Here is a 22,898-nt window from a genome sequence, read left to right as displayed (position 1 = left end):
CCGGCCAGCGGCCGGCACTACGGGATGATGCATGGGCTGCCGGCCAGCGGCCGGCACTACCCGACGCGGCCGGGTCACCGCGGATTCCGCGATCAATAGACCAGGTTGGCCAGCAGTGGGACGTCACTCGTCCAGCGTTCGCGGCCGCCGAGGCCTGCCAGTTCCACCAGCACGGCCGCACCGACCACCTCGACCTGCAGCTGACGGGCCAGCGACAACGCGGCCAGCAGGGTGCCGCCCGTGGCCAGCACGTCGTCGATCACCAGCACGCGCGCGCCGGCCGGCAAGGCATCGGCGTGCACTTCAATGCTGTCCGTACGGTATTCCAGGGTGTAGTCCTGGCGCAGCACCTTGCCCGGCAGCTTGCCCGGCTTGCGTACCGGCACGAAGCCCACGCCCAGCACCCGCGCCATGGCCGCGCCCAGGATGAAGCCGCGCGATTCGATGCCCATCACCGCCTGCAGGTTGGCATCGCGCCACGGCGCGACCATCGCATCGATGGCCGCCGCGAAATCCGGACCATCGGCGAGCAGCGGCATGATGTCCTTGAACAGGATGCCCGGCTTGGGGAAATCGGCGATGTCGCGCAGGCGGCCGGCCCAGGCGGGCGTGGCGGAAGACTCGGTCATGGGTCTGGAAACGAACAGGGTGGCATAGGGTAAACGCTTCGGCCGGGAGCTGCCGGGCCCCGGCGTCACGGCATCGCTGCGTTCCAGCGGTGGCGTCGTCCGCTCACCTCGAATTCGCACACTCGTGCGATAATCGCCCTAACTGGTTGTTCACCCCGCTTCCGCGATAAGCAGCGAAGCGTCCTGCGCGCCTGGTCACGGCCAGGGACACGGGATGACACGACCAACGGTCCCCGCCACGCACGGCGCGCGCGGGCCTGACCGGTGCCGGCCGGCATCGGATTTCCTGTAGAGGTTCATGCAACGTGGACGAGAACACGAAACGGTCGGCCTTCGGCCGCACTCTGGTGGTCCTTCTTGGCATCCTGGTGATGCTGTTCGGCCTGGCGCTGCTGGTAGGCGGCATCCGCCTGATCCAGCTCGGCGGCAGCTGGTACTTCCTGCTGATGGGCGGTGCATCACTGCTGGCCGGCCTGCTGCTGGTCCTGCAGCGACCGCTTGGCGCGGGGCTGTATGGCGTGGCGTTCATCGGCACGGTGGTGTGGGCGCTGGCCGATGCCGGCCTGGCCTTCTGGCCGCTGGTCTCGCGACTGGTGATGCCTGCCGTACTGGCGATGCTGGTGGCGCTGGCCTGGCCGGTGCTCAAGCGCAGCCGCGGCGAACCCGCCGGGCGCTCCGCATATGCCGTTGCGGCACTGCTGCTGGTCGGGCTGCTCGGCACGGCGGTCTCCGCCTTCCAGCCGCGCCCGGTCGTCACCGCGCAGGGCGCGCGACCGGCCGTGGTACCGGTCGCCAAAGGCAGCGAACAACGCGACTGGATGCATTGGGGCAATACCACTGCGGGCACCCGCTTCGCCGCGCTGGACCAGATCACCCCGGCCAATGTGGCGCAGCTGCAGGTCGCCTGGACCGCACACACCGGCGATGTACCGAAGAGCGATGGGTTTGGTGCCGAAGACCAGCTCACGCCGTTGCAGATCGGGCAGACCCTGTATCTGTGCACGCCCCACAACCGGGTGATCGCGATGGACGTGGACAGCGGCCAGCAGCGCTGGGCTTTCGATCCCAAGGCGACCGCACCGAACTGGCAGCGCTGCCGGGGCCTGGGCTACTTCGACGCCACGCTGCCCTTGAACGGCGTGCCCACTGTAGCCGCTGCCGCAGCGACGGCTCCTTCCGCATCGTCGGCTCCTGCCGCACCAGAAGCACCGGCCGCCGCCTTGGCGGGCACCGCGCCGGCGATCTGCGAAAAGCGTATCCTGATGACCTCCATTGATGCCCGCCTGTTCGCACTCGATGCCACCACCGGCGCGCCCTGCGCCGACTTCGGCGACAACGGCGTGGTCGACCTCAAGCGCGGCATGGGCGAGATCAAGCCCGGGTTCTACACCCTCACTGCCGCGCCGCTGGTGGCCGGTGAGCTGGTGATCGTGGGCGGCCGCGTGGCCGACAACATCGAGGTCGGTGAGCCGTCCGGCGTGGTGCGCGCCTACAACGTGCGCACCGGTGCACTCGCATGGGTCTGGGACCTCTCCAAGGAGACCCCGGACGTGCCGCTGGATCCCTCGATCCATTACACCCGGGCCACACCGAACGTGTGGACCTCGATGGCCTATGACCCGCAGCTGGGCCTGGTCTATCTGCCCACCGGCAACACCACGCCGGACCAGTGGGCCGGCGAACGGACCCCGCAGGATGACAAGTACAGCTCGGCGGTGGTGGCCCTGGATGTGGCCACCGGCAAAGAGCGCTGGGTGTACCAGACCGTGCATCACGATCTGTGGGATTACGACCTGCCCGCACAGCCGACCCTGACCGATGTGCCCGATGGCAAGGGCGGCACTCTCCCCGCCCTGCTGCAGATCACCAAGGCCGGCCAGGTGTTCATGCTCAACCGCGCCACCGGTCAGCCGATCACCGAGGTGCGCGACATCAAGGCGCCGCAGGGCAAGGCCGATGGTGAGCGTTATTCGCCGACGCAGCGCCTGTCGGTCGGCCTGCCGCAGATCGGTGCGCAGACGCTGACCGAATCGGACATGTGGGGCGCCACCCCGATCGATCAGATGCTGTGCCGCATCCAGTTCAAGGGCTTCCGTTACGAGGGCATGTTCACGCCGCCGGGCGAAGACCTCGCCCTGCAGTGGCCCGGGTCGCTGGGCGGCATGAACTGGGGCAGCGCCTCGGTGGATCCGACCACCGGCTACCTGTTCGTCAACGACATGCGCCTGGGCCTGTGGACCAAGCTCATTCCGCGCGCGGAAATGACCGAAGGCGCGGGCGGCGTGGAGATGGGCGCGGCCTCGCAGACCGGCACGCCATACGGCTCGCTGCGTGATCGCTTCCTGTCCAAGCTGGGCATCCCGTGCCAGCAACCGCCGTTCGGCACGATGTCGGCGATCAACCTGGCCACCCACGAACTGGTGTGGCAGGTGCCGGTCGGTACGGTGAAGGACACCGGCCCGATGGGCATCAAGATGGGCCTGCCGATTCCGATCGGCATGCCGACCCTGGGCGGCTCACTGGCCACGCAATCGGGCCTGCTGTTCTTCGCCGGTACCCAGGACTACTACCTGCGCGCCTTCGACAGCCGCACCGGCGAAGAAGTGTGGAAAGCACGCATGCCGGTGGGCAGCCAGGGCACGCCGATCACCTATGTGTCGCCGAAAACCGGTCGCCAGTACGTGGTGATTTCGGCCGGCGGTGCACGCCAGTCGCCGGATCGCGGTGACTACGTGATCGCCTACGCGCTGCCGACGACGCGCTGAGGCCCGTGCGCCACGGTCCACCGACCGTGGCGCGGCGGCTTCGCTTCGCCGCGTGCAGCCCTTACCATGCACGATCACCGAGCACGAACCACCGCCATGTCTGCCGCACCTCCCAGCCGTCGTCCCAAGCGCGCCCCTGCCCCACCGCAGGATCGCGGGCTCAGCCACGAGCTGATGCAGCAGATCCAGGACAACCAGGGCGATCCGGATTTCATGACGTCCCTTGGCCGTGGCCTGGTGGTGCTGAGTGTGTTTTCACAGCACCCGCGCGAAGTGACGATGTCCCAGATCAGCACCGAGACCGGCATCTCCCGCGCGGCCGTACGGCGTGTGCTGTACACGCTGGAGAAGCTGGGCTACGTGGGCGAACAGGGCCGTGGCTTCGTCCTGCTGCCGCGCGTGCTTGGCATCGGTGGCGCCTACGTTGCCTCTTCGTCGATGACCGCCGCCGCCCAGCCGGTACTGGATGCACTGCGCGACGATGTGCATGAATCCTGCTCGCTGGGCGTGCTCGACGGTGACGACGTGCTGTATGTGGCCCGCGCCGAAACCGTGCGGATCATGTCGATCGGCCTGCGTGCCGGCAGCCGCCTGCCGGCGTACTGCACCTCGATGGGCCGCGTGCTGCTGGCAGCGTTGCCGCGCGACACGCTGGAAAGTTACCTGGAACGCAATCCGCTGCGTCCGCGTACCGAGCGTACCGTGACCCGCATGGAGGACTTCCTCGACATGCTGGATCGCGTGCGCCGCGAAGGCGTCTCACTGGTGGACCAGGAGCTGGAGATCGGGCTGCGCTCGATCGCGGTGCCGGTGCATGCGCGCAATGGCACCGTGGTGGGAGCGCTCAATATCGGCACCCAGGCCGGACGGATCAGCCTGGGCGTGATGCAGTCGCAGCTGCTGCCGCGGCTGCGCGAAGCGGCACAGCGCTTGGGCAACCTGCTGCACTGAAGCGAGGTTGCCCGGCGTTGTCGGGTTGCCGGCCAGCGGCCGGCACTACCTGTGCGTTGGTGGGCGGCGATGGCGTTGGTGGCCGGCGATCCGGTCAGCCGGCCTGTTTGCCGGCCTGCTCTTCGAGGATCGGCTTGGCCAGTGCGAAGGCGTGGTTGGCGGCGGGCACGCCGCAGTAGATCGCGGCCTGCAGCAGCGCTTCCTTGATCTCCTCCGGGGTGACGCCGTTGTTGCGGGCGGCGCGGATGTGCAGCTTGAACTCTTCGTCGTGGCCCAGCGCCACCATCATCACGATGGTCAACAGCGAGCGCGTATGCCGCGGCAAGCCATCACGCGTCCAGACCGTGCCCCAGGCGGTGCGCGTGATGAAGGCCTGAAACTCCTCGGTGAAATCGGTGCGTGCCTGCAGCGAACGCTCCACGTGCGCTTCGCCGAGCACGGCGCGGCGTACGGCGAGGCCGGCTTCGTATCGTTCCTGTTCGTCCATTGTGGGGTACTCGTTCTGAGGAAGAGGCGTACCGACCCGCGCGGGCCGGTCAGCGAAGGTGGGCGACGAGCGCTGCGGTGAATGCGTCGGCGGATTCGATGTTGCAGATGTGGCGCCCAGGCACCGCGATGGAGCGGCCATCGGCCACGCCCTGCGCGATGGCATCGAGATCCGCCGGAGGGCATACCGGATCGTCGTCGCCGGCGATCGCCAGGGTCGGCACCATAATGCGTCCCAACAGGTCGCGGAAGTCCGCCGTGGCCACGGCATGGCAGCAGCCGATGTAACCGGTCACGCAGGTGGCGACGAAACGCTGCAGGATGTCCTCCACCACGGCGGGCTGCGCCTGGGCGAAGGCCGGGGTGAACCAGCGCTCGGCCGTCCCCTCGCGCAGCGGCAGCAGGCCGTCGCGTTGCACCTGGGCGATGCGCGCATTCCAGTTTTCCACTGTGCCGATCTTCGCGGCCGTGGCGGCCACGGTCAGGGTCTGCAGGCGCGCACCGGCGTGCACGCCCAGCCACTGCCCGGTCAGCCCGCCGATGGAGAGCCCGCAGAAATGGCTGCGCTCCACGCCCAGGTGGTCCCACAGCGCGAGTACGTCCGCGCCCAGCTCCGCCACGCTGTACCCACCCGGCGGCGCGCTGGACTGGCCATGCCCACGGCGGTCGTAGCGCAGGATGCGGAACGTCGCCGACAGCGCGTCGACCTGCCGGTCCCACATGTGCAGGTCGGTGCCCAGCGAATTGCAGAACGTCAGCCACGGCGCACCGACCGGCCCGTCGATGCGGTGATGCAGGCGGTGCGACTCCAGCTCAAGAAACGGCATGCAACACTCCAGACATCAGGGGGAGCCGCGCTGCGCCAGCACGCGGTCGATCCAGGTATCGGCCATGCCACGCCAGCTGTCTGGCGCGAACAGGGCATCCAATTGTGGGCGGGACAGCTGCGCGGTGACCTCGGGCATCTGCGCCAGCACCTCGCGCAGGTGCCGCGACTGCGCCAGCGCCTCGCGCGCGGCCTGTTCCACCAGCGCATGCGCAGCCGACTTGCCCAGCGTCTCGGCCAGGGTCACGGCCACCGCCTCGGCGTAGAGCAGGCCACCATGACTGTCCAGGTGATCCTGCATGCGCGCACGGTCAAGCTGCAGGCCCTGCACCACCACGGTCACCTGGGCCAGGCTGCCGGCGCACAGGCGCACGATCTCCGGCACGGTTTCCCACTCGGCATGCCACTGCCCTGCGGCGCGCTCGTGCGGCTGCGGCATCGACACGAACAACGTGGACAACAAGCCCGGCACCCGGCTGGCCGCGGCGATCGCTGCCACGCAGCCGACCGGGTTGCGCTTGTGCGGCATGGCGGAGGAACCGCCCTTGCCCTCACCGGCCGGCTCGAACGCCTCGGCCACTTCCGACTGCATCAGCAGCACGATATCGGTGGCGATCTTGCCCAGCGTACCGGTCAACAGGGCGAACACGCTGCCGAATTCGGCAACGCGATCGCGTGCGGTGTGCCAGGGCAGTGCCGGCACCGGCAACTGGAGCTCTTCGCCCAAGGCCTGGGCCACGTCCAGGCCGCGCGTCTGCAGCGACGCCAGCGTCCCCGCGGCACCGCCGAACTGCAGCACCAGCGTATCCGCACGCAACGCCTGCAGGCGGCGCTGACTGCGCTGCAATGCGTCGAGCCAGCCGGCGGCCTTCAGGCCGAAGGTCACCGGCACCGCCTGCTGCAGCAGCGTGCGCCCGGGCAGGCCGGTATCGCGTTCGGCATCGGCCAACGCGGCCAGGGCATCGCACAGCAGGCGCAGGCGATCCTGCACCCACCCCGATGCGGTACGCAGCTGCAGCACCGCGCCGGTATCGATGATGTCCTGGCTGGTCGCGCCCCAATGCACCCACCGTGCGGCCTCGGCGCTGTCCCGCGCGACCTGGGCGGTCAGCGCCTTGACCAGTGGGATGGCCGGATTGCCGGCCAGCGCGGTTGCACGCCCCAGCGCAGATACGTCATACAGCCCGACCCGGCACGCGGCTTCGATCGGGCCCAGCGCGTCGGCAGGAATCACCGCACAGCGCACCTGCGCCCGCGCGAGCGCGGCTTCGACGTCGAGCATCGCCTGCAGTCGTGCGGTGTCGGTGAACACCGCATCGACCTCCGGCGCACCGAACAGGCCACCGAGCAGGGAACAGGAATCGCTCATCACGCGCCATCCTTCCAAAGGAGGAGCCAGCTTACCCGCGCCCGGTCGGCGCGAAGTGCACGCCAGCATCAGTAATCGAAGAAGACGGTTTCCAGTTCACCCTGCATGCGCACGTCCCAGTGGTACAGGCCATTGCCCTGCGCCTGTGCGATGAGGGTGGAGCGGCGCTCGGCCGGCACCAGCGCCAGGATCGGATCGTCAGCATTATCGGGCCCATCGCTGAAATACAGCCGCGCACTGGCCGCGCGCAGCAGGCCGCGCATGAAGACCAGCACCATCAGGTGCGGCGCCTGCGCCTGCCCGCTGGGCCCTGCCACGCTGCCCGGGCGCACGGTGGTGAACGCGAAGCGGCCGTGCTCATCGGTCGGCACCCTGCCCCATCCGTCGAACGCCGGATCGTGGTCGGCGTGCCGCGGGTCTTCCGGGTGTGCATAGATGCCCTGCGCATCGGCCTGCCAGATCTCCAGCACGGCATCGGAGACCGGTACGCCCAGGCCGTCGAATACCTGCCCTTGGATCTGCACGCGTTCACCCTGCGCCTGTGCCGGTGCGATGTCGGTGCGGTACAGCGGCTCCAGGCCCAGCCGGTAGTACGGGCCCACGGTTTGCCACGGAGTGGATTGGAAACTCATCTGCTTACTCCCACACGGTCATCTTGCGGCCACGCAAGACGATGTCGAAACGATAGCCCAGCGCGAACTCGTTCTCGGTGGTCTCCCAGTCGAACGAAGACACCATGCGCGCGCGGGCCTTGGCATCGTCCACGCAGTTGTAGATCGGGTCGAACTCCAGCAGCGGATCGCCGGGGAAGTACATCTGCGTGACCAGACGTTGGCCGATGCCCTCGCCATGCAGCGAGAAATGGATATGCGCCGGCCGCCATGCGTTGAAGTGGTTGCGCCACGGATACGCACCCGGCTTGATCGTGGTGAAACGGTAACGGCCGTGCTCATCGGTAAGCACCTGACCGGTGCCGGCGAAGTTGGGGTCCAGCGGCGCATTGTGCTGATCGCCTTTGTGCAGGTAGCGGCCGGCGGCGTTGCACTGCCACACCTCGACCACGCGGTTGCGGACGGGGCGGCCGTTCTCATCCAGCACCCGGCCGCTGACCACGATGCGCTCGCCCAGCGGCTGGCCCTTGAAACCAGCCGTCAGATCGGCCGCGTGCTTGCCCAGGGTGATGCGGTCCAGGGTGGGCCCGGTCACTTCGGACAACGTGGCCGGCATCCGGATCGGATCGCGGCCCGGGCCGCGCAGGCGCGTGGACGCATACGGCAGGTGGATGCGGTCCGGCTGGGTGCCGGGATATGGCCTGCGGTAACCGCGCAGGTCAGTAGGATCGCTCATGGCGTACTCCGATTGGCGGGCGGCCGGAAGACCGCGGCTGTGGTGCTACGGCACGCTGCCATGCGGAGGCGACAGCGGCCGTGAAGCGTAGGAAAGGAAGACGGATTCAGACGCGCTCGATCGCCAGCGCCACGCCCTGGCCGACACCGATGCACATGGTGGCCAGGCCGCGTCGGCCGCCGCTGGCCTCCAGCTGGCGCAGCAGCGTGAGTGCGAGCCTCGCGCCGCTCATGCCAAGCGGATGACCGATCGCGATGGCGCCGCCGTTGGCGTTGACGTGCGCCGCATCGTCGGGGAGCCCGAACTCACGCAGGCAGGCCAGCCCCTGCGAGGCGAACGCCTCGTTGAGCTCGATCGCGTCGAAATCGGCGATGCCCAGCCCGAGCCGGCTCAGCAGGCGGCGAGTGGCCGGGACCGGGCCCATGCCCATGATCGCCGGCTCCACGCCGGCACTGGCAAAGCCGAGGATGCGCGCACGCGGCGTCAGCCCCAGCGCCTCCACCTGCGTACCGGACGCCAGCAGCAGCGCCGCGGCCCCATCGTTGATGCCCGAGGCATTGCCGGCGGTGACGGTACCGGGCTGGCGGAACAGGGGTTTCAGCCTGCTCAGCGCCTCGATCGTGGTATCGGCACGCGGGTGTTCGTCGTGCGCCACGCGCACGCTTTCGCCACGTTTGCGACCCGGCGCGTCGACCGCGACGATCTCGCCCTCGAAGAACCCGCGCTGCTGGGCCGCGGCGGTGCGCTGCTGGCTGCGCAGCGCGAATGCATCTTGGTCCTCGCGCGAAATCGCGTAGCGCTCGGCGACATTTTCCGCGGTCTGTCCCATGGTTTCCACGCCGTGCAGCTCGCGCAAACGCGGGTTGATGAAGCGCCAGCCCATGGTGGTGTCTTCCAGGCTCTGATCCCGCGCGAACGCGGCACCCGGCTTGCCCATCACCAGCGGCGCGCGCGACATTGATTCGACCCCGCCGGCGATGGCCAGCCCGAGCTCGCCAGCGGCGATACCGCGGGCCACCGTGCCGATCGCATCCAGGCCCGAGCCACACAACCGGTTGACGGTGCTGCCCGGCACGCTGACCGGCAGGCCGGCCAGCAGCAGGCTCATCCGCGCCACGTTGCGGTTGTCTTCGCCGGCTTGGTTGGCGCAGCCCAGGTACACCTCCTCGATCAGCGCCGGGTCCAGCTGCGGATGACGCGCCAGCAGCGCCTTGATCGGGAGCGCGCCCAGGTCGTCGGCACGGATGCCGGAGAGCGCCCCGGCATAGCGGCCGATCGGGGTTCGGATACCATCGACGATATAGATGTCCTGCAGGCTCATGTCAGGCTCCTTCACTCATCTGCAGCGGCAGGCCGGTCAGCTCGCTCAGCTTCGCCAGCGTCACCCCGTCGACCATCTCCAGCACGGTCGCGCCGTCCTTGCCCAGGTCGAACACGGCGACATCGGTATAGACCCGCGAGACGCAGCGCAGGCCGGTCAGCGGATAGCTGCATTCGGCCACCAGCTTGCTCTGCCCCTGCTTGGTCAGCAGGTCCATCATCACGAAGACCTGCTTCGCGCCGATCGCCAGATCCATCGCACCCCCTACCGCCGGAATCGCATCGGCGGCACCGGTGCTCCAGTTGGCCAGGTCGCCCTGCGTCGATACCTGGAACGCGCCGAGCACGCAGATGTCCAGGTGTCCGCCACGCATCATCGCGAACGAATCGGCATGGTGGAAATAGCAACCACCGGTCAGCAGGGTCACCGGCTGCTTGCCGGCGTTGATCAGGTCCGGATCCTCCTCGCCGGGTGCAGGCGCCGGGCCCATGCCGAGCAGGCCATTCTCCGACTGCAGGAAGATCTCCTTGTCGGCCGGCAGGAAGTTGGCCACCGTGGTCGGCAGCCCGATGCCGAGATTGACGTAGGCACCTTCGGGGATGTCACGCGCGACGCGCGCGGCCATCTGTTCGCGGCTGAGGCGGTTCATGCGCGGTCTCCTGCAGCGGTGGACGCGGGCAGTTCGACCACCCGCTGCACGAAGATGCCCGGGGTCACCACCGCCTCGGGGTCGAGTTCACCGAGTGGCACGACCGACGCCACCTGCACGATCGCACAGCGCGCGGCCATCGCCATCAGCGGACCGAAATTGCGTGCGGTCTTGCGGTAGACCAGGTTGCCCCAGCGGTCGCCGTGGTGGGCCTTGATCAGCGCGAAGTCAGCATGCAGCGGGTACTCGAGCACGTAATGGCGGCCATCGATCTCGCGGGTTTCCTTGCCCTGCGCCAGCTCGGTGCCATAGCCGGTCGGGGTGAAGATCGCACCCAACCCCGAGCCGGCCGCATGGATGCGCGCGGCCAGATTGCCCTGCGGCACCAGTTCCAGTTCGATCTCGCCGGCGCGGTAGGCCGCGTCGAAATGCTGCGAGTCGGCCTGGCGCGGGAACGAACAGATGATGCGGCGCACGCGCTTGTGCCTGATCAGTGCGGCCAGCCCGCTGTCACCGTTGCCGGCGTTGTTGTTGATGATGGTCATCCCGCGCGCGCCCTGCGCGATCAGGGCATCGATCAGCGCGTCAGGCATGCCGGCGGTACCGAACCCGCCGATCATCACCGTGGCGCCGTCGTGGATATCGGCCACCGCTGCGTCAGCGCTGGCCACGGTCTTGTCGATCACTGCATTGCTCCTTGCCACGCATTGCGATGCGCGGCCACGTGCGGGAAGACTCTGGAAAGGACAATGGTGCGCAGCGCAGCGCGCACGGTCAATCCGATATTCGGCCACTTGATTCGATAATCGCACATCATTGTGATTCTCCTTCCGGGCTCAGGTACGCGTCTGGCCCACGCCGACGCGCAGCCCCAGGCAGGCCCACGCGGCGAGGGCCAGCGGCAGCGCGCACAGCACGTACAGCGCCGCTGGCGACCAACCCGCATCGACCAGCAGGCCCACGCTCAACGGCGAGAGAATCGCGCCGACGCGCCCGATCCCGATCGCCCAGCCGAGCCCGGTGGTGCGCACGTCCGCGGCGAACACCACCGGCGCGGCGGCATACAGGCCGGCCATCGCCCCGAACAACGCTGCGCCGATCACGAAGGCGATCGGGAAGGCGATCTCCAGGCGGGTGTTGAAGCCGGCGAACAACAGCATCGCCAGCATGGCCAGCACCAGGCTGGCGGCGGTCAGCCGCGACAGCGCCCAGCGCGAGGCGAGCCAGCCGAACAGACTGCCGCCGACGATGCCACCGAGGTTGAGCAGCACCCCGCCGGTGATGCCCTGCTGCGCCGAGACGCCGGCGGACACCAGCAGTTTCGGCGTCCAGCTCAGCACGAAATAGAACGCGAACATGTGCAGGAAGAACGCCATCGCGATCAGCACCGCCACCCGCCGCAGATCGCCGACGAACAGCGCCGCATAGCCCTTGCGCCCATCGGCACGCACGGGCACCGGCGGCAAGGCCTGCAGGGTCGGCATCCGCATGCGTGCCAGCAGCGCATTCAGCCGCGGCAGCGCATCCTTCGGCCGACGCGCGACCAGGAAATCCAGCGATTCGGGCAGGCAGGCCATCACCAGCGGAATGCACAGCAGCGATGCACCGGCACCGATCAGGAACACGCTGTGCCAGCTGAAGTGCTCCAGCATCCACGCGGCCAGCAGGCCGCCGAGCGTGGCCCCGATGGGGTACCCGGTCGCCTGCATCGCCACCGCCGTGCTGCGCCATTTCGCATTGGCATACTCGGCCGTGATCACCCCTACCCCGGCCAGCATGCCGCCGATGCCGATGCCGGTGAACACACGCAGTGCGGCGAGCTGCCAGGCGTTGGCGGCCAGCGCGGATGCAGCCATGCCCACGGTCAGGATCACCAGGCAGAGCATGATCATCGGCCGGCGACCCCAGCGGTCGGCCAGCGGTGCGAGCAGGAACGAGCCCAGCGCCATTCCCACCAGGCCGGCACTCAGCATGATGCCCAGTACCTTGCCCGACAGCCCCCAGTCGGCCGATACGTGCGGCGCGGTGAACGCCATCACCATCACATCGAAGCCATCAAGCATGTTCAACAGCACGCAGATCGCGATGGCGGTCCACTGGAAGGGACTCATCCGCTCGAGCACGAGCGGGGAAGCGGAGGCGGTGGCATGGCTCATACAAGGATCCTGCGACGACGTGGTGCGGAAGGCGTCCGGCGGGGAGGTCTCAACGACCGGCCTGGCTGGAAGCGTGGATGACCTGGAGCACCGACTGCAGCTGCTCGACCTCGACCTGGCCCGGCGCCGAGGGCGTGCCGATCATGCCGAAGGTCAGCGCCTGGCCGAAGGTTTCACCGGCCAGCCGCGAGACCACGCCGGTGCCGCCCATGGACATGGTCAACAGCGGCTTGCTGCTGCGCTGGCGCACCTGCCAGGTGGCATCCAGCAGCGTCAGCACATCGCCGGCGTCCTGCGGCATAACCGCGATCTTCAGCACATCCGCGCCCATCGCGTCCTGCCGCAGCAGCCGCGCGATGATCTCCTCGCGCGCGGGCGTGGCATGGAAGTCATGGCTGGACATCACCACCTTGACCCCGGCCTTGTGCGCCTGCGCGACCAGTGACGCCACAAGGGTGGGATCGCGGAACATCTCCACGTCGATCAACTGGGCGAAGCCACCGCGCAGCAGCATGGTGTACAGCGCCGCATAGTCCGCATCGCGGATGGGCTTGCTGCCGCCTTCGGCCTGGGTGCGGAAGGTGACGATCATCGGCTTGCCGTCCAGCGTGCGCGCGATGCGCTTGCCGAGCGCGACCAGCGCCTTGCCGTCGGTGGCGATGTCCAGGTAATCGATGCGCCATTCGGCCAGATCGGTCGACGGGCTGGCGGCGATCGCGGTGGCCTGCTGAAGCGCGAGCTCGGCGGTGGCGCCGGTGATCGGCACGATGGTGCGCGGCGCGCCTTCGCCGATGCGCAGCGCACCGACCTGCAATGGCGTCACCGCCGGCGGGGCGGCCTGCGCGACGGATGCCACGCCGCCCAGCACGGCGGCCAACAGATAGGGAGTGAGTGCGCGCATCAGAAGGTGACCTTGGTCTGTACACCCAACGCCCAGGCGTTGTCGGTGCGGGTATAGGCGAACGTGCCGGGATTGACGATGTACTGCACGTCCGGGCGGATCATCAGCCAGGGGGTGACCTGGATGCTGTAGGACAGTTCGAACAGTTCCTCGGCCTGGCTGAGCTGGTACAGCGGCGAATCGCCCGGCACGCCCATGCCGACGAGATCGGCGCGGCGCGCATCGACCAGGCGGCGGTTGATGTCCGCACCGACGTACCCCAGCGCGATGCTGTCCTGCGCGCGCGAGCCGATGCCCTGGTAGACGCCGCCCAGCGCGTACCAGCGGCGGATCTGCGCGGTATCGGTGTCGGACACCATGTACTGCGCGAACGCGGTCAGCCCGCGCTGCGGATCACCTGCTTCGCGGGTCAGGCGCTGCTCGGCCAGCAGGTAGGCGCCGTGGCGTCCCGTGGTCGGCGAGGTATCCAGGCCACGCTGGCTGACCCGCGAGGTGTCGTAGTAGCCGCCGAACTTGTACACGCCCGGATGGGTGCCGCCCTTGTCCGGGGTCCAGGTTACTTCCAGCGGGAACAGCGAGCCGGTGGTGCCCGACACGAACGGACGGAGCGCATTGCGTTCGATGTTGCCGCCGAGGTTCGGGTTGACCTGGAACCAACCGGTGCGCACGTTCAACGCCGGGCTCACTTGTTGGGCCACTTCACCGCCCCAGCGTGCCGTGGGGTAGTTGTACCAGCCGCTGTTGCCGGACATGGCCAGCGGATGCGCGCAGAAGGCCGCGTTGACGAAGTGGGTCAGCAGGCTGTGCAGGCCGAACTGATTACCCATCGCGTAGTAGCCCAGCTTGAAATACGACTGGCCGGCGTTGAAGGTCTGGTCGTAGCTGGCTTCGGTAAGGCGGGTGTACTGGCCACCGTAGGCTTCCTGGATCGGGAAGCGGTTGCCGACCAGATCGGCCGAGGTGCTGTTGCCGCGACGGTCGTTGAGCGTGACGTGGAACGCACCGCCGCTCCAACCGGCCAGCGTACCCATGTCCAGATCGATGCCCACGCGCACCTGCTGGGCATAGCGCGCGCCGGTACGGCCGTAACCGCCGTCGACCACGCCCATGGCTTCGCCGACATAGTCGCCGCGGAAGCGGATGCCGCGTTCGTCCAGCGCGGTGCGGGTGCCGCCCCAATCGCCGGTAAGGGTAGTGGCGTCGTAGCGGTTGGCGGTCTGCGCGGTGGCCAGCGCCGGGCACAGCAGCGCAGCGGCGGCCAGCGTGGACAGGGAGGTTCGGATCAGGGCAGCCATGGGCATCTCTCGTAGGGGGATCAGCGCAGCGACAGCGGCGCGCTGAGGGGCGACGTCGCGCCCAGCGCGGAGGTCGCGGTGGCGGTCACGGTGGCGATGTCGGCCGCCTCGCCGTTGGCCGGCAACGCCAGCGTGAACCGGCCCTGCCCCTGCGCATCGGTGATCGCCTCGACCGTGCCGAGCAGGCGTTCGGCTTCGCGACCGTGGGGGGCGCGGTTGCCGAAGACCTCCAGCCGATAGCGCTGGCCGGGCACGCCCTGGAAGACACCCTGCACCGTGCGCGCCGCACCGCTGCCCTGCACCGCTCGCAACGTCGGCGCGGCCTGGCCGAGATTGGGGGCCGGCTGGCACTCGGCCTGACCCGGCGCGGTGCAGATGTGCGCGCGCTTGGCGGGATCGCTGTCCACCCCGCGCCCGCGCGAACCGACGAAGTTCGCATGTTCCAGCCCGGGCACGCCGAATACGATGGCGCCGCGTGGCTGGCCCTGGGCGCAGGCACCCCCGGCCTCACAGCGCTCGATCTTCAGCCCGTTGTCGAAGATGCGGTTGGCGCTGAAGCGGTTCGGTGCGCTGACCGGCTGCGGTCGCACTGCGATGCCGATGCCATTGCCGGTGATCGTGTTGCCATCCACTACGTTTTCGCTCCCGGTGATGCTCAGCCCGATCGAATTGCCGGTGAAGGTGTTGGCCGCGATGTAGTTGCGGTTGCCCCAGTTGATCTGCAGGCCATCGGAGTAATCGACGAAGCGATTGCGCACCACGGTGTTGTCATTGCCCCACAGGATCTCGATGCCCTGCGACGGTTCGGGATTGGCGGCGGTGGACTGGAACAGGTTGTCGGCCACCAGGTTCCAGGCCGCACCGCGGGTCAGCTCCAGCCCATCGCCGTTGTCCACGAACTGGTTGCGCACGATCCGGTTGTGCACCGTGGTGGTGGCGGTGGACTGGCCCTTGCCGTCGTCACCGGTGAGCATGATGCCGGCACCGCCTTTGTTGGCGACGATGCGGTTGTCGTGGATCTCGCTGTGGCTGCTGCGGTTGATCAGCACGCCGATGCAGAAATTGCGGATCTCCAGCCCCGTCAGTTCGACGCCGCGGGTATCGCGCAGGACCAGCCCCGGCAGCGTGGTGGTACGCACATTGGTGCCGGACTGGCCGGGTTCGGCCCCCGGGCAGGCATCGGTCCCGGTGCCGGTGACGTAGGCCGAGCCGTCGATGGCGACGTACTGGCCTTCGCGCGCCCACGGCGTGCCGACGATCTGCACCGGCCCGACGATCTCCGGCAGCGGCGTGGCCGGACGGATCACGTAGGGGGCGTTGCCCACCGCGGCGATCTCGATCCGGTAGCGCCCCGGCGCCTGGTTGGCGGTGCTGATCGCCCAGCGCAGCGAGCCCGGGTTGGCATCATCGGCATAGCGCTCGACCCGGAGCACCTCCAGCGACGTGCGCGCGGGCTCGGCCTGGAAGGCGTGCGCCAGCGATGGCAGCACGGCAAGCAGGGACAGGGACACAACAGACAGACGGCAACGCATGCGCATACTCCGCACAGGGAAGGGAACTCCTGCGGTCTTCCCCTGCACCTGGCTTCAGTACCGGTTCGGCACTGCCCTCGCCCGCCAGAGGTGGATCGCTTGGAACGGGATTGAAAGTAGGTTTATCGCACTGCACCATTCAAGTGCGTTTATCGACTATGCGTGCGATTATCGAACAATGTCCGTACGACCATTGTCGTAGAAGCGGCCGCGACGACGGCCACGGCCTTGCTGCAGCGAGGCTGCGACAGCGCGATCAGCGAGGGGAATCAGACGTAGCGGGCGGCATCCATTGCGCCGCCCGGGGGTCCTTACGAGCTGCAGGACAGCATCGAGCAGCCGGCCTTCTCACGCGCCCACTCGGGCCGCTTGCCCGCGAAATGCTCGCGCCCGGGCTGCACGTCATAGGGGTGGCGCAGCACCTCCAGCAACGCATGCACGCCACTGAGGTCACCCTGCTCCGCCCGTTCGATCGCCTCCTGGGCCAGCCAGTTGCGCAGCACGTAGACCGGATTGGCACGGCCCATCTGCTGCTGCCGCGCCTGCACACTCAAGCCATCGGCACGCAGGCGCGCCGCATACTGCTGCAGCCAAGCCTGCAGTGACGGCAGCACCGCCTCGCGGCGTGCCGGGCTGTAGAAGGCCTCCTCCAGCACCGCCACGGAAGGTGACGCGGCATCGAGCGCCATCAGGCCGCGGAAAGCAAGGGCCATGTCCATCTCGCCCTCGTGCAGGATCTCCAGCCAGGCCGCCATCAACGCCACATCCTCGTCGCGACAAACGTCCAGGCCCAGCTTGGCGGCGATATCGGCGCGCTCGCATTGGGCGTGCACCTGCTGGAAGCGCGCCAGCCCGTCGTGCAGCGGCGTGACATCTTCGAACAGCGGCGCCAGTGCCTGTGCCAGCCGGGTGAGATTCCAGTACGCCACCTGCGGCTGCGTGCCGAAACGATAGCGTCGCCCCTGCGCGTCGGTGGTGTTGGGCGTCCACTCCGGATCGTAATCCTCGATCCAGCCGTACGGGCCGTAATCGATGGTGAGACCGAGAATGGACAGATTGTCGGTGTTCATCACCCCGTGCACGAAGCCGACCCGCATCCAGTGCGCGACCAGCACCGCGGTGCGTTCGCAGATCTCGGCGAACCAGCGTGCATGGCGCGCGTCGCCCAGCTCGGCGAGCGCAGGAAAATCCCGCGCGATGCAGACATCGGCGAGTTGCCGCAGCAGCGCCGTGTCGCCGCGCGAGGCCGGCAGCTCGAAGGTGCCGAAGCGGATGAAGGACGGCGCGACGCGGCAGACGATCGCGCCGGGTTCGGCCTCGGGGTGGCCGTCATAGAACATGTCGCGCACGACGGCATCACCGGTCCCGACCAGGCTCAACGCGCGCGTGGTCGGCACGCCGAGATGATGCATCGCCTCGCTGCACAGGAACTCGCGGATCGACGAACGCAGCACCGCGCGTCCGTCGGCACCGCGCGAGTACGGAGTGCGCCCCGCGCCCTTCAACTGCAGCTCCCAGTGCGCACCGTCCGGCGTGAGCAGTTCGCCCAGCGAGATCGCGCGGCCATCGCCGAGCTGCCCCGCCCAATGCCCGAACTGATGGCCACCATAGTTGGCCGCCCACGGTGCCATGCCGGCGTACAGCGCATTGCCGCCGAACACCCGCGCGAAATCGGCGCTCTCGATCAGGTCCTCGCCCATGCCGAGCAGTGCGGCCACCTCCGGCGAGTACGCCAGCAGCCGGGGTGCCGCGACCGGGGTGGGCATCACCGACGACCACGCGGCCTCGCGCACCTCACGCACGCGCGGGCCGGTTTCCGGGTCGCCGGGCAGGTCCCGGATGAAGCGATTGTCGAAACGCAGGGGCTGGGTGCTCATCGGTATGAAATGGGGGCAGCCAGGCTGCCCCGCAAGCTCAGCGCGAACCGCCGCCGAGGTTCAACGGACCACCGCGTTCCACCGCACGCTGGTACGCCGGGCGCTGCTCGATCCGCGCCAGGTACGCCTGCAGCCGTGGGTAGGCGGCCATGTCGCCACCGCGCGCGGCGGCGGCCTGGATCGGGAAGCTCATCTGGATATCGGCGGCAGTGAAGCGCTCACCCGCGAACCACGGCGACTGGGCAAGCTCGCGCTCCATCCAGTCCATGTGCAGCTTCACCTGCGGACCGACGAAGCCCTTCATCACCTTGTCGGCGATCGAGCGCGCGATCGGCTTGGCGAAGAACGGCATCGGCGCCTTGCGCAGCCGCGCGAACACCAGCGTCATCACCAGCGGTGGCATCGCCGAGCCTTCGGCGTAGTGCATCCAGTAGCGGTAGCGCACGCGCTCGGGCGCCTGCGCCGGCATCGGCTCGGGCGAGAACTGGCGGCCACTGTCGTAGCGATCGGCCAGGTATTCCAGGATCGCGCCGGATTCGGCGAGGACCAGCGCGTCGTCCTGCAGTACCGGGGACTTGCCCAGCGGGTGCACATCGCGCAACGCCTGCGGCGCCAGCCAGGTCTTCGGGTCGCGCTGATAGTTGACGACCTGGTACGGCAGGCCCAGCTCTTCGAGCATCCACAGCACGCGCAGCGAGCGCGAGTGGTCCAGATGGTGCACCTTGATCATCGACGGTTCCGCAGGGTCAAAGCGGCATCGTAACCGGGCGGCCGGGAGGATGACGTCGTCAACACAGTCTGCGTCGACCAGGGCCGAATGCCGCCCAATAAAAAACGCCGGAAGCTTTCGCTTCCGGCGTTTTAGGCGACCTTACGGTGGCGGGGGGTCGATTAGACCGCCTGCACCTGGTCAGCCTGCATACCCTTCTGGCCCTGGACGGCGACGAACGTCACCTTCTGGCCTTCCTGCAGCGACTTGAAGCCGGTGCCCTGGATCGCGCGGAAATGCACGAAGAGGTCCGGGCCGCTTTCCGGGGTGATGAAGCCGAAGCCCTTGGCGTCGTTGAACCACTTCACGGTGCCCTGCTGACGATCAGACATGTACTAACTCCTGAAACAATAGTTGAAATAATCGCGGCCGCCGCGTATCGGAGCCGAGACTGAGTTGCAGGCGTTGGTAAAGCGGATCGATGAGCAGATCGTGAGATCAACTGCACCAGGCCACGATTCACGGTGACCCTAGCAAACACAGTGTGGATGACGATACTCGTGTTTTACCGAAAAAGCGATAGCTGGTTTATTCAGCCATCCCCCCTTCTCGCCTGACAGGACAAGGGGTCGGGCGATCTTACACGAAATCCCACCCCCTATTCAGATTTTTCCTACCTTAAGATCAGCCAAATGACCGGTGCCCCTCCCCCTAAAGTTCACATCTGGGTGGACGCCGACGCCTGTCCGGCGGTGATCAAGGAGATTCTGTTCCGCGCGGCCGAACGCGCCGGGATCGAGATGACCCTGGTCGCGAACCACTGGCTGCGGACGCCGCCGTCCCGTTTCATCCGCTCGATCCAGGTGCCGCCGGGCCTGGACGTGGCCGACAGCGTGATCGTGGAACGGATCCAGCCCGGCGATCTGGTCGTCACGCAGGACATCCCGCTGGCGGCACTGGTGCTGGACAAGCACGCGGTCGCGCTGAACCCGCGCGGCGAGCTGTACACCCCCGACAACATGGCCGAGCGGCTGTCGATGCGCAATTTCATGGAGGAACTGCGCGGCTCGGGCATCCAGACCGGCGGGCCGGCGCCCCTGCACGCGCGCGACAAACAGGCTTTCGCCGCGCAGCTGGACCGCTGGCTGGCCAAGCGTTAAGGCTGATGAACCGTTATCGCCCTGATGAACGGTTGGCAGGCTGAGGGTCCGGCGTGGATGGGGTCCGGCGTGGATGGGGTCCGGCGTAGCTGAGGCCCGGTCCTGGTAGTGCCGGCCGCTGGCCGGCTCCTCCGTAGCACCCGGTGACCACAGGACCGACCATGGACCCCGGCAGCCGGCCAGCGGCCGGCCCTACAGGTGAAGCGACAGGCCGCTGGTGAACGTGCGCCGCTCCCCGGTCAGCGGATCATCGAACGCCAGTTCCTTGGCCAGCAGCTGCAGCGGCACCCCCGCCGGAGCATCCGCGAGCAGCTCCGGGTACAGATCGTCGCCCAGGATCGGCGCGCCCAGTCCTGCCAGGTGCACGCGCAGCTGGTGCTTGCGGCCGGTGACCGGGTGCAGCCGGTAGCGCCAGACCGGTCCGGTGCCGTCGATCACCTCGATACGGGTCCGCGCATTGGGCTCACCGGGCACCTCGGCCATGCGGAAGAACGGCTCGCCGGGGACCAACCGGGTATGCCGCTCCAGCGGGAACGAAAATTCGGGCAGTCCCGGCGCCAGCGCTTCGTACACCTTGTCGATCCGGCGCTCGCGGAACAGCCGCTGGTAGGCATCACGACTGTCCGGCCGGGTCGAGAACAGCACCAGCCCGGCGGTCAGCCGGTCCAGGCGGTGCAGCGGCACCAGGTCGATGTTGCCGGTGCGCGCCACCAGCCGGGCCAGCAGCGTCTCGCGCACGTAGCCCCCGGCCGGGGTGACCGGCAGGAAGTGCGGCTTGTCGGCCACCAGCAGGTGCGCGTCCTGATGGACGATGGCCTCCACGAACGGAATCACCGGCTCATCGGCCACCTCACGGAAATACACGATCTCCAGCCCGACCTGCCAGGCATCATCCGGCCGCAGCGCCCTGCCCTGCACATCCTGCACCCGCCCGCGGGCGAAGCGGTCCACCCACTGCGCACGGTCGATGCGTGGGAAGCGCGCGCACAGCCCGTCCAGCAGGCTGGGCCAGTCGCCAGGCGGCAACTGCAGGCGGCTGGGCGCGGGGGCAGCGAGGATCGGATCGGACGGACTCATGGCGAACCATTATCATGGCGCTCTTTGTTTCAGGTATCCCCATGGCCCTCACCGCCACCATCCGCAAGGCCGAACTGCAGATCAGCGACATGGACCGCGGCTATTACGCCAGCCACACGCTGACGCTGGCCCAGCACCCGTCCGAGACCGATGACCGCCTGATGGTGCGCCTGCTCACCTTCGCGCTGAACGCCGATGACCGGCTGGAGTTCGGCCGCGGCCTGAGCGTGGACGACGAGCCGGACCTGTGGCGCCGCGATTACACCGGCGACGTCGAACTGTGGATCGAACTGGGCCAGCCCGACGAGTCGCGCCTGCGCAAGGCCGCCGGCCGCGCGCGGGCGGTGCAGCTGGTCACCTATGGTGGCCGCGCCGCCGATATCTGGTGGGACCGCAACGCCTCCGCGCTGAAGAAGCTGTCCACGCTGGAAGTGATGGACCTGCCGGGCGAGTTCGTCACCGAATGGGGCGCGCAGATCGAACGCACGATGCAGTGGGACGTGCAGATCCAGGACGGCGAAGTGCAGTTGACGTCCGACAAGGCGCAGCTCAGCGTCATCCCGACCTGGCGCAAGCAGAAGCCGCAGGCGTGAGTGTGATCCGCTGCGACGTGCTGGTCATCGGGGCCGGTGCGGCCGGGCTGATGTGCGCGCTCACGGCGGGCCGGCGCGGACGCATCGTGCAGGTGATCGACCACGCCAACAAGGTCGGCAAGAAGATCCTGATGTCCGGCGGCGGGCGCTGCAACTTCACCAATACCGGCACCACGGCGGCCAACTTCCTGTCGGCCAACCCGCACTTCTGCAAATCCGCGCTGGCCCGCTATACGCCCTGGCATTTCATCGAGATGGTGGAGCGGCACGGCATCGCGTATCACGAAAAAGAGCTGGGCCAGTTGTTCTGCGACATCTCCTCCAAGCAGATCGTGAAGATGCTGGTGGACGAATGCCAGGCCGCAGGCGTGCAGATCCGTACCGACTGCGGGGTGCAGAAGGTGGAGCGCAGCGCGGACGGCTTCCACGTGCACACCGCGCAGGGGCATTTCCATGCCGCCTCGCTGGTGGTGGCCACGGGCGGCCTGTCGATCCCGAGCATGGGTGCGACCGGCTTCGGCTATGAGCTGGCCCGCCAGTTCGGCCATGAGGTCCTGCCGACCCGCGCCGGGCTGGTGCCGCTGACCCTGAGCGGCAAGCACCAGGAGCGCTTCAATGACCTCAGCGGGGTGGCGCTGCCGATCGCGGCGCGCTGCAACGACGTCGAGTTCCGCAATTCCATGCTGATCACCCACCGCGGCATCAGCGGCCCGGCGATCCTGCAGATTTCCTCGTACTGGCAGCCCGGCGACGAGCTGCGGCTGGACCTGCTGCCCGGCCAGGACGCGCTGGACTGGCTGCGCCGGATGAAGGCCGAGCGCGGTGCCGCCGAGCTGCGCACGGTGCTGTCCGAGGTGCTGCCGCGCCGGCTGGCGCTGCGCCTGTGCGAGCACTGGCTGCCGGACCGGCTGGTGCGCCAGATCGACGAACCGCAGCTGCGCCAGGCGGCCGATCTGCTGCAGAATTTCCCGCTGGTGGCCAGTGGCACCGAGGGATACCGTACCGCCGAGGTGACGCTGGGCGGGGTCGACACCCGCAAGGTGTCCTCCAGTACATTTGAATCCCAATTGGTTCCCGGCCTGCACTTTATCGGGGAAGTGCTGGACGTGACCGGCTGGCTGGGGGGCTACAACTTCCAGTGGGCCTGGGCCTGTGGCCATGCCGCGGGCAGCGTGGCCTGAGCCGGAACGAACGTTCCGTGATCGGCTGCCGTTTGCCGCATGGACGTAGTCACACGCATCGTGTATCAAGTTTG

Annotated in this window: 22 protein-coding genes; 5 read left to right on the top strand and 17 right to left on the bottom strand. The window is 68.2% G+C overall.

The window, feature by feature from the left end; genetic code table 11:
* Positions 1–92 precede the first annotated feature (92 nt).
* A complete protein-coding gene (locus tag HH110_RS11430) occupies positions 93–629 on the bottom strand; it encodes an adenine phosphoribosyltransferase (RefSeq protein ID WP_176989778.1) in 537 nt (178 codons plus the stop codon).
* Positions 630–934: 305 nt separating this feature from the next.
* Here HH110_RS11430 and HH110_RS11425 point away from each other — a divergent pair, with 305 nt between their 5' ends.
* Both HH110_RS11425 and HH110_RS11420 read left to right on the top strand, forming a co-directional pair.
* Positions 935–3,394: a membrane-bound PQQ-dependent dehydrogenase, glucose/quinate/shikimate family gene (locus HH110_RS11425; RefSeq protein WP_176989777.1), complete on the top strand. Its 2,460-nt coding sequence runs from the start codon at positions 935–937 to the stop codon at positions 3,392–3,394.
* 96 nt (positions 3,395–3,490) lie between these two features.
* Positions 3,491–4,345, top strand: a complete 855-nt coding sequence (locus HH110_RS11420; protein ID WP_176989776.1) for an IclR family transcriptional regulator C-terminal domain-containing protein — start codon at positions 3,491–3,493, stop codon at positions 4,343–4,345.
* Between the two features lie 94 nt (positions 4,346–4,439).
* Here HH110_RS11420 and pcaC read toward each other — a convergent pair whose 3' ends face one another.
* The 15 genes from pcaC to HH110_RS11345 all read right to left on the bottom strand — a co-directional run bounded on the left by pcaC (position 4,440) and on the right by HH110_RS11345 (position 19,205).
* Positions 4,440–4,832, bottom strand: coding sequence for a 4-carboxymuconolactone decarboxylase (gene pcaC / locus HH110_RS11415; protein WP_176989775.1), 393 nt, complete (start codon positions 4,830–4,832; stop codon positions 4,440–4,442).
* 49 nt (positions 4,833–4,881) lie between these two features.
* Positions 4,882–5,658 (bottom strand): 3-oxoadipate enol-lactonase, encoded by a 777-nt coding sequence (gene pcaD, locus HH110_RS11410; protein WP_176989774.1) that lies wholly within the window; start codon positions 5,656–5,658, stop codon positions 4,882–4,884.
* 15 nt (positions 5,659–5,673) lie between these two features.
* Positions 5,674–7,026: a 3-carboxy-cis,cis-muconate cycloisomerase gene (locus tag HH110_RS11405; protein ID WP_176989773.1), complete on the bottom strand. Its 1,353-nt coding sequence runs from the start codon at positions 7,024–7,026 to the stop codon at positions 5,674–5,676.
* 68 nt (positions 7,027–7,094) lie between these two features.
* Entirely contained in the window at positions 7,095–7,658 is a 564-nt protein-coding gene (pcaG, locus tag HH110_RS11400) for a protocatechuate 3,4-dioxygenase subunit alpha (protein WP_176989772.1), read from the bottom strand.
* A gap of 4 nt (positions 7,659–7,662) precedes the next feature.
* On the bottom strand, positions 7,663–8,373 hold the full coding sequence (gene pcaH / locus HH110_RS11395; RefSeq protein WP_176989771.1) for a protocatechuate 3,4-dioxygenase subunit beta: 711 nt from the start codon (positions 8,371–8,373) through the stop codon (positions 7,663–7,665).
* A 106-nt stretch (positions 8,374–8,479) separates the two neighbouring features.
* Entirely contained in the window at positions 8,480–9,688 is a 1,209-nt protein-coding gene (gene pcaF / locus HH110_RS11390) for a 3-oxoadipyl-CoA thiolase (RefSeq protein WP_176989906.1), read from the bottom strand.
* A 7-nt stretch (positions 9,689–9,695) separates the two neighbouring features.
* Complete coding sequence (locus HH110_RS11385) at positions 9,696–10,343, bottom strand: 3-oxoacid CoA-transferase subunit B (RefSeq protein WP_176989770.1); 648 nt, start codon at positions 10,341–10,343, stop codon at positions 9,696–9,698.
* A complete protein-coding gene (locus HH110_RS11380) occupies positions 10,340–11,029 on the bottom strand; it encodes a 3-oxoacid CoA-transferase subunit A (protein ID WP_176989769.1) in 690 nt (229 codons plus the stop codon). Before HH110_RS11380 ends, HH110_RS11385 begins: the two co-directional genes overlap by 4 nt.
* 150 nt (positions 11,030–11,179) lie before the next feature.
* Complete coding sequence (locus tag HH110_RS11375) at positions 11,180–12,499, bottom strand: MFS transporter (protein ID WP_176989768.1); 1,320 nt, start codon at positions 12,497–12,499, stop codon at positions 11,180–11,182.
* A gap of 49 nt (positions 12,500–12,548) precedes the next feature.
* Positions 12,549–13,400 carry a type I 3-dehydroquinate dehydratase gene (aroD, locus tag HH110_RS11370; RefSeq protein ID WP_176989767.1) on the bottom strand — a complete coding sequence of 284 codons (852 nt, stop codon included), beginning with the start codon at positions 13,398–13,400 and terminating at the stop codon, positions 12,549–12,551.
* A complete protein-coding gene (locus HH110_RS11365; protein ID WP_176989766.1) occupies positions 13,400–14,695 on the bottom strand; it encodes a carbohydrate porin in 1,296 nt (431 codons plus the stop codon). Before HH110_RS11365 ends, aroD begins: the two co-directional genes overlap by 1 nt.
* 20 nt (positions 14,696–14,715) lie before the next feature.
* The gene (locus HH110_RS11360; protein ID WP_176989765.1) at positions 14,716–16,227 is read right to left on the bottom strand and encodes a nitrous oxide reductase family maturation protein NosD; all 1,512 of its coding nucleotides are present in this window, start codon (positions 16,225–16,227) and stop codon (positions 14,716–14,718) included.
* 311 nt (positions 16,228–16,538) lie between these two features.
* The gene (locus HH110_RS11355) at positions 16,539–18,104 is read right to left on the bottom strand and encodes a YdiU family protein (RefSeq protein WP_176989764.1); all 1,566 of its coding nucleotides are present in this window, start codon (positions 18,102–18,104) and stop codon (positions 16,539–16,541) included.
* A 37-nt stretch (positions 18,105–18,141) separates the two neighbouring features.
* Positions 18,142–18,834, bottom strand: coding sequence for a glutathione S-transferase family protein (locus HH110_RS11350; protein WP_176989763.1), 693 nt, complete (start codon positions 18,832–18,834; stop codon positions 18,142–18,144).
* Between the two features lie 161 nt (positions 18,835–18,995).
* Positions 18,996–19,205, bottom strand: coding sequence for a cold-shock protein (locus tag HH110_RS11345; protein WP_017356920.1), 210 nt, complete (start codon positions 19,203–19,205; stop codon positions 18,996–18,998).
* Between the two features lie 300 nt (positions 19,206–19,505).
* Between HH110_RS11345 and HH110_RS11340 the strand changes: the two genes are divergently transcribed.
* Complete coding sequence (locus tag HH110_RS11340; protein WP_176989762.1) at positions 19,506–19,973, top strand: YaiI/YqxD family protein; 468 nt, start codon at positions 19,506–19,508, stop codon at positions 19,971–19,973.
* Between the two features lie 192 nt (positions 19,974–20,165).
* Here HH110_RS11340 and HH110_RS11335 read toward each other — a convergent pair whose 3' ends face one another.
* Positions 20,166–21,050 carry a pseudouridine synthase gene (locus HH110_RS11335; RefSeq protein WP_176989761.1) on the bottom strand — a complete coding sequence of 295 codons (885 nt, stop codon included), beginning with the start codon at positions 21,048–21,050 and terminating at the stop codon, positions 20,166–20,168.
* 41 nt (positions 21,051–21,091) lie between these two features.
* On the opposite strand from HH110_RS11335, the gene HH110_RS11330 reads away from it, so the two are divergent.
* Together HH110_RS11330 and HH110_RS11325 are read left to right on the top strand one after the other, a co-directional pair.
* Positions 21,092–21,643: a YaeQ family protein gene (locus HH110_RS11330; protein ID WP_123729025.1), complete on the top strand. Its 552-nt coding sequence runs from the start codon at positions 21,092–21,094 to the stop codon at positions 21,641–21,643.
* A complete protein-coding gene (locus tag HH110_RS11325; RefSeq protein ID WP_176989760.1) occupies positions 21,640–22,824 on the top strand; it encodes an aminoacetone oxidase family FAD-binding enzyme in 1,185 nt (394 codons plus the stop codon). Before HH110_RS11330 ends, HH110_RS11325 begins: the two co-directional genes overlap by 4 nt.
* The last annotated feature ends 74 nt before the right edge of the window (positions 22,825–22,898 follow it).

Origin of the sequence: Stenotrophomonas sp. SAM-B, from assembly GCF_013387485.1 — a bacterium.
Lineage (GTDB): Bacteria > Pseudomonadota > Gammaproteobacteria > Xanthomonadales > Xanthomonadaceae > Stenotrophomonas > Stenotrophomonas maltophilia_AA.
The sequence above is the reverse complement of the archived record's forward strand: the minus strand, read 5'-3'. Positions and strand labels throughout refer to the sequence as shown.

Bases quoted from the DNA above. Each gene is read 5' to 3' on its own strand.
- HH110_RS11430 (WP_176989778.1), bottom strand. From the start codon at position 629: ATGACCGAGTCTTCCGCCACGCCCGCCTGGGCCGGCCGCCTGCGCGAC.
- HH110_RS11420 (WP_176989776.1), top strand. From the start codon at position 3,491: ATGTCTGCCGCACCTCCCAGCCGTCGTCCCAAGCGCGCCCCTGCCCCA.
- pcaC (WP_176989775.1), bottom strand. From the start codon at position 4,832: ATGGACGAACAGGAACGATACGAAGCCGGCCTCGCCGTACGCCGCGCC.
- pcaD (WP_176989774.1), bottom strand. From the start codon at position 5,658: ATGCCGTTTCTTGAGCTGGAGTCGCACCGCCTGCATCACCGCATCGAC.
- HH110_RS11405 (WP_176989773.1), bottom strand. From the start codon at position 7,026: ATGAGCGATTCCTGTTCCCTGCTCGGTGGCCTGTTCGGTGCGCCGGAG.
- pcaG (WP_176989772.1), bottom strand. From the start codon at position 7,658: ATGAGTTTCCAATCCACTCCGTGGCAAACCGTGGGCCCGTACTACCGG.
- pcaH (WP_176989771.1), bottom strand. From the start codon at position 8,373: ATGAGCGATCCTACTGACCTGCGCGGTTACCGCAGGCCATATCCCGGC.
- HH110_RS11385 (WP_176989770.1), bottom strand. From the start codon at position 10,343: ATGAACCGCCTCAGCCGCGAACAGATGGCCGCGCGCGTCGCGCGTGAC.
- HH110_RS11375 (WP_176989768.1), bottom strand. From the start codon at position 12,499: ATGAGCCATGCCACCGCCTCCGCTTCCCCGCTCGTGCTCGAGCGGATG.
- aroD (WP_176989767.1), bottom strand. From the start codon at position 13,400: ATGCGCGCACTCACTCCCTATCTGTTGGCCGCCGTGCTGGGCGGCGTG.
- HH110_RS11365 (WP_176989766.1), bottom strand. From the start codon at position 14,695: ATGGCTGCCCTGATCCGAACCTCCCTGTCCACGCTGGCCGCCGCTGCG.
- HH110_RS11360 (WP_176989765.1), bottom strand. From the start codon at position 16,227: ATGCGTTGCCGTCTGTCTGTTGTGTCCCTGTCCCTGCTTGCCGTGCTG.
- HH110_RS11355 (WP_176989764.1), bottom strand. From the start codon at position 18,104: ATGAGCACCCAGCCCCTGCGTTTCGACAATCGCTTCATCCGGGACCTG.
- HH110_RS11350 (WP_176989763.1), bottom strand. From the start codon at position 18,834: ATGATCAAGGTGCACCATCTGGACCACTCGCGCTCGCTGCGCGTGCTG.
- HH110_RS11345 (WP_017356920.1), bottom strand. From the start codon at position 19,205: ATGTCTGATCGTCAGCAGGGCACCGTGAAGTGGTTCAACGACGCCAAG.
- HH110_RS11340 (WP_176989762.1), top strand. From the start codon at position 19,506: ATGACCGGTGCCCCTCCCCCTAAAGTTCACATCTGGGTGGACGCCGAC.
- HH110_RS11335 (WP_176989761.1), bottom strand. From the start codon at position 21,050: ATGAGTCCGTCCGATCCGATCCTCGCTGCCCCCGCGCCCAGCCGCCTG.
- HH110_RS11330 (WP_123729025.1), top strand. From the start codon at position 21,092: ATGGCCCTCACCGCCACCATCCGCAAGGCCGAACTGCAGATCAGCGAC.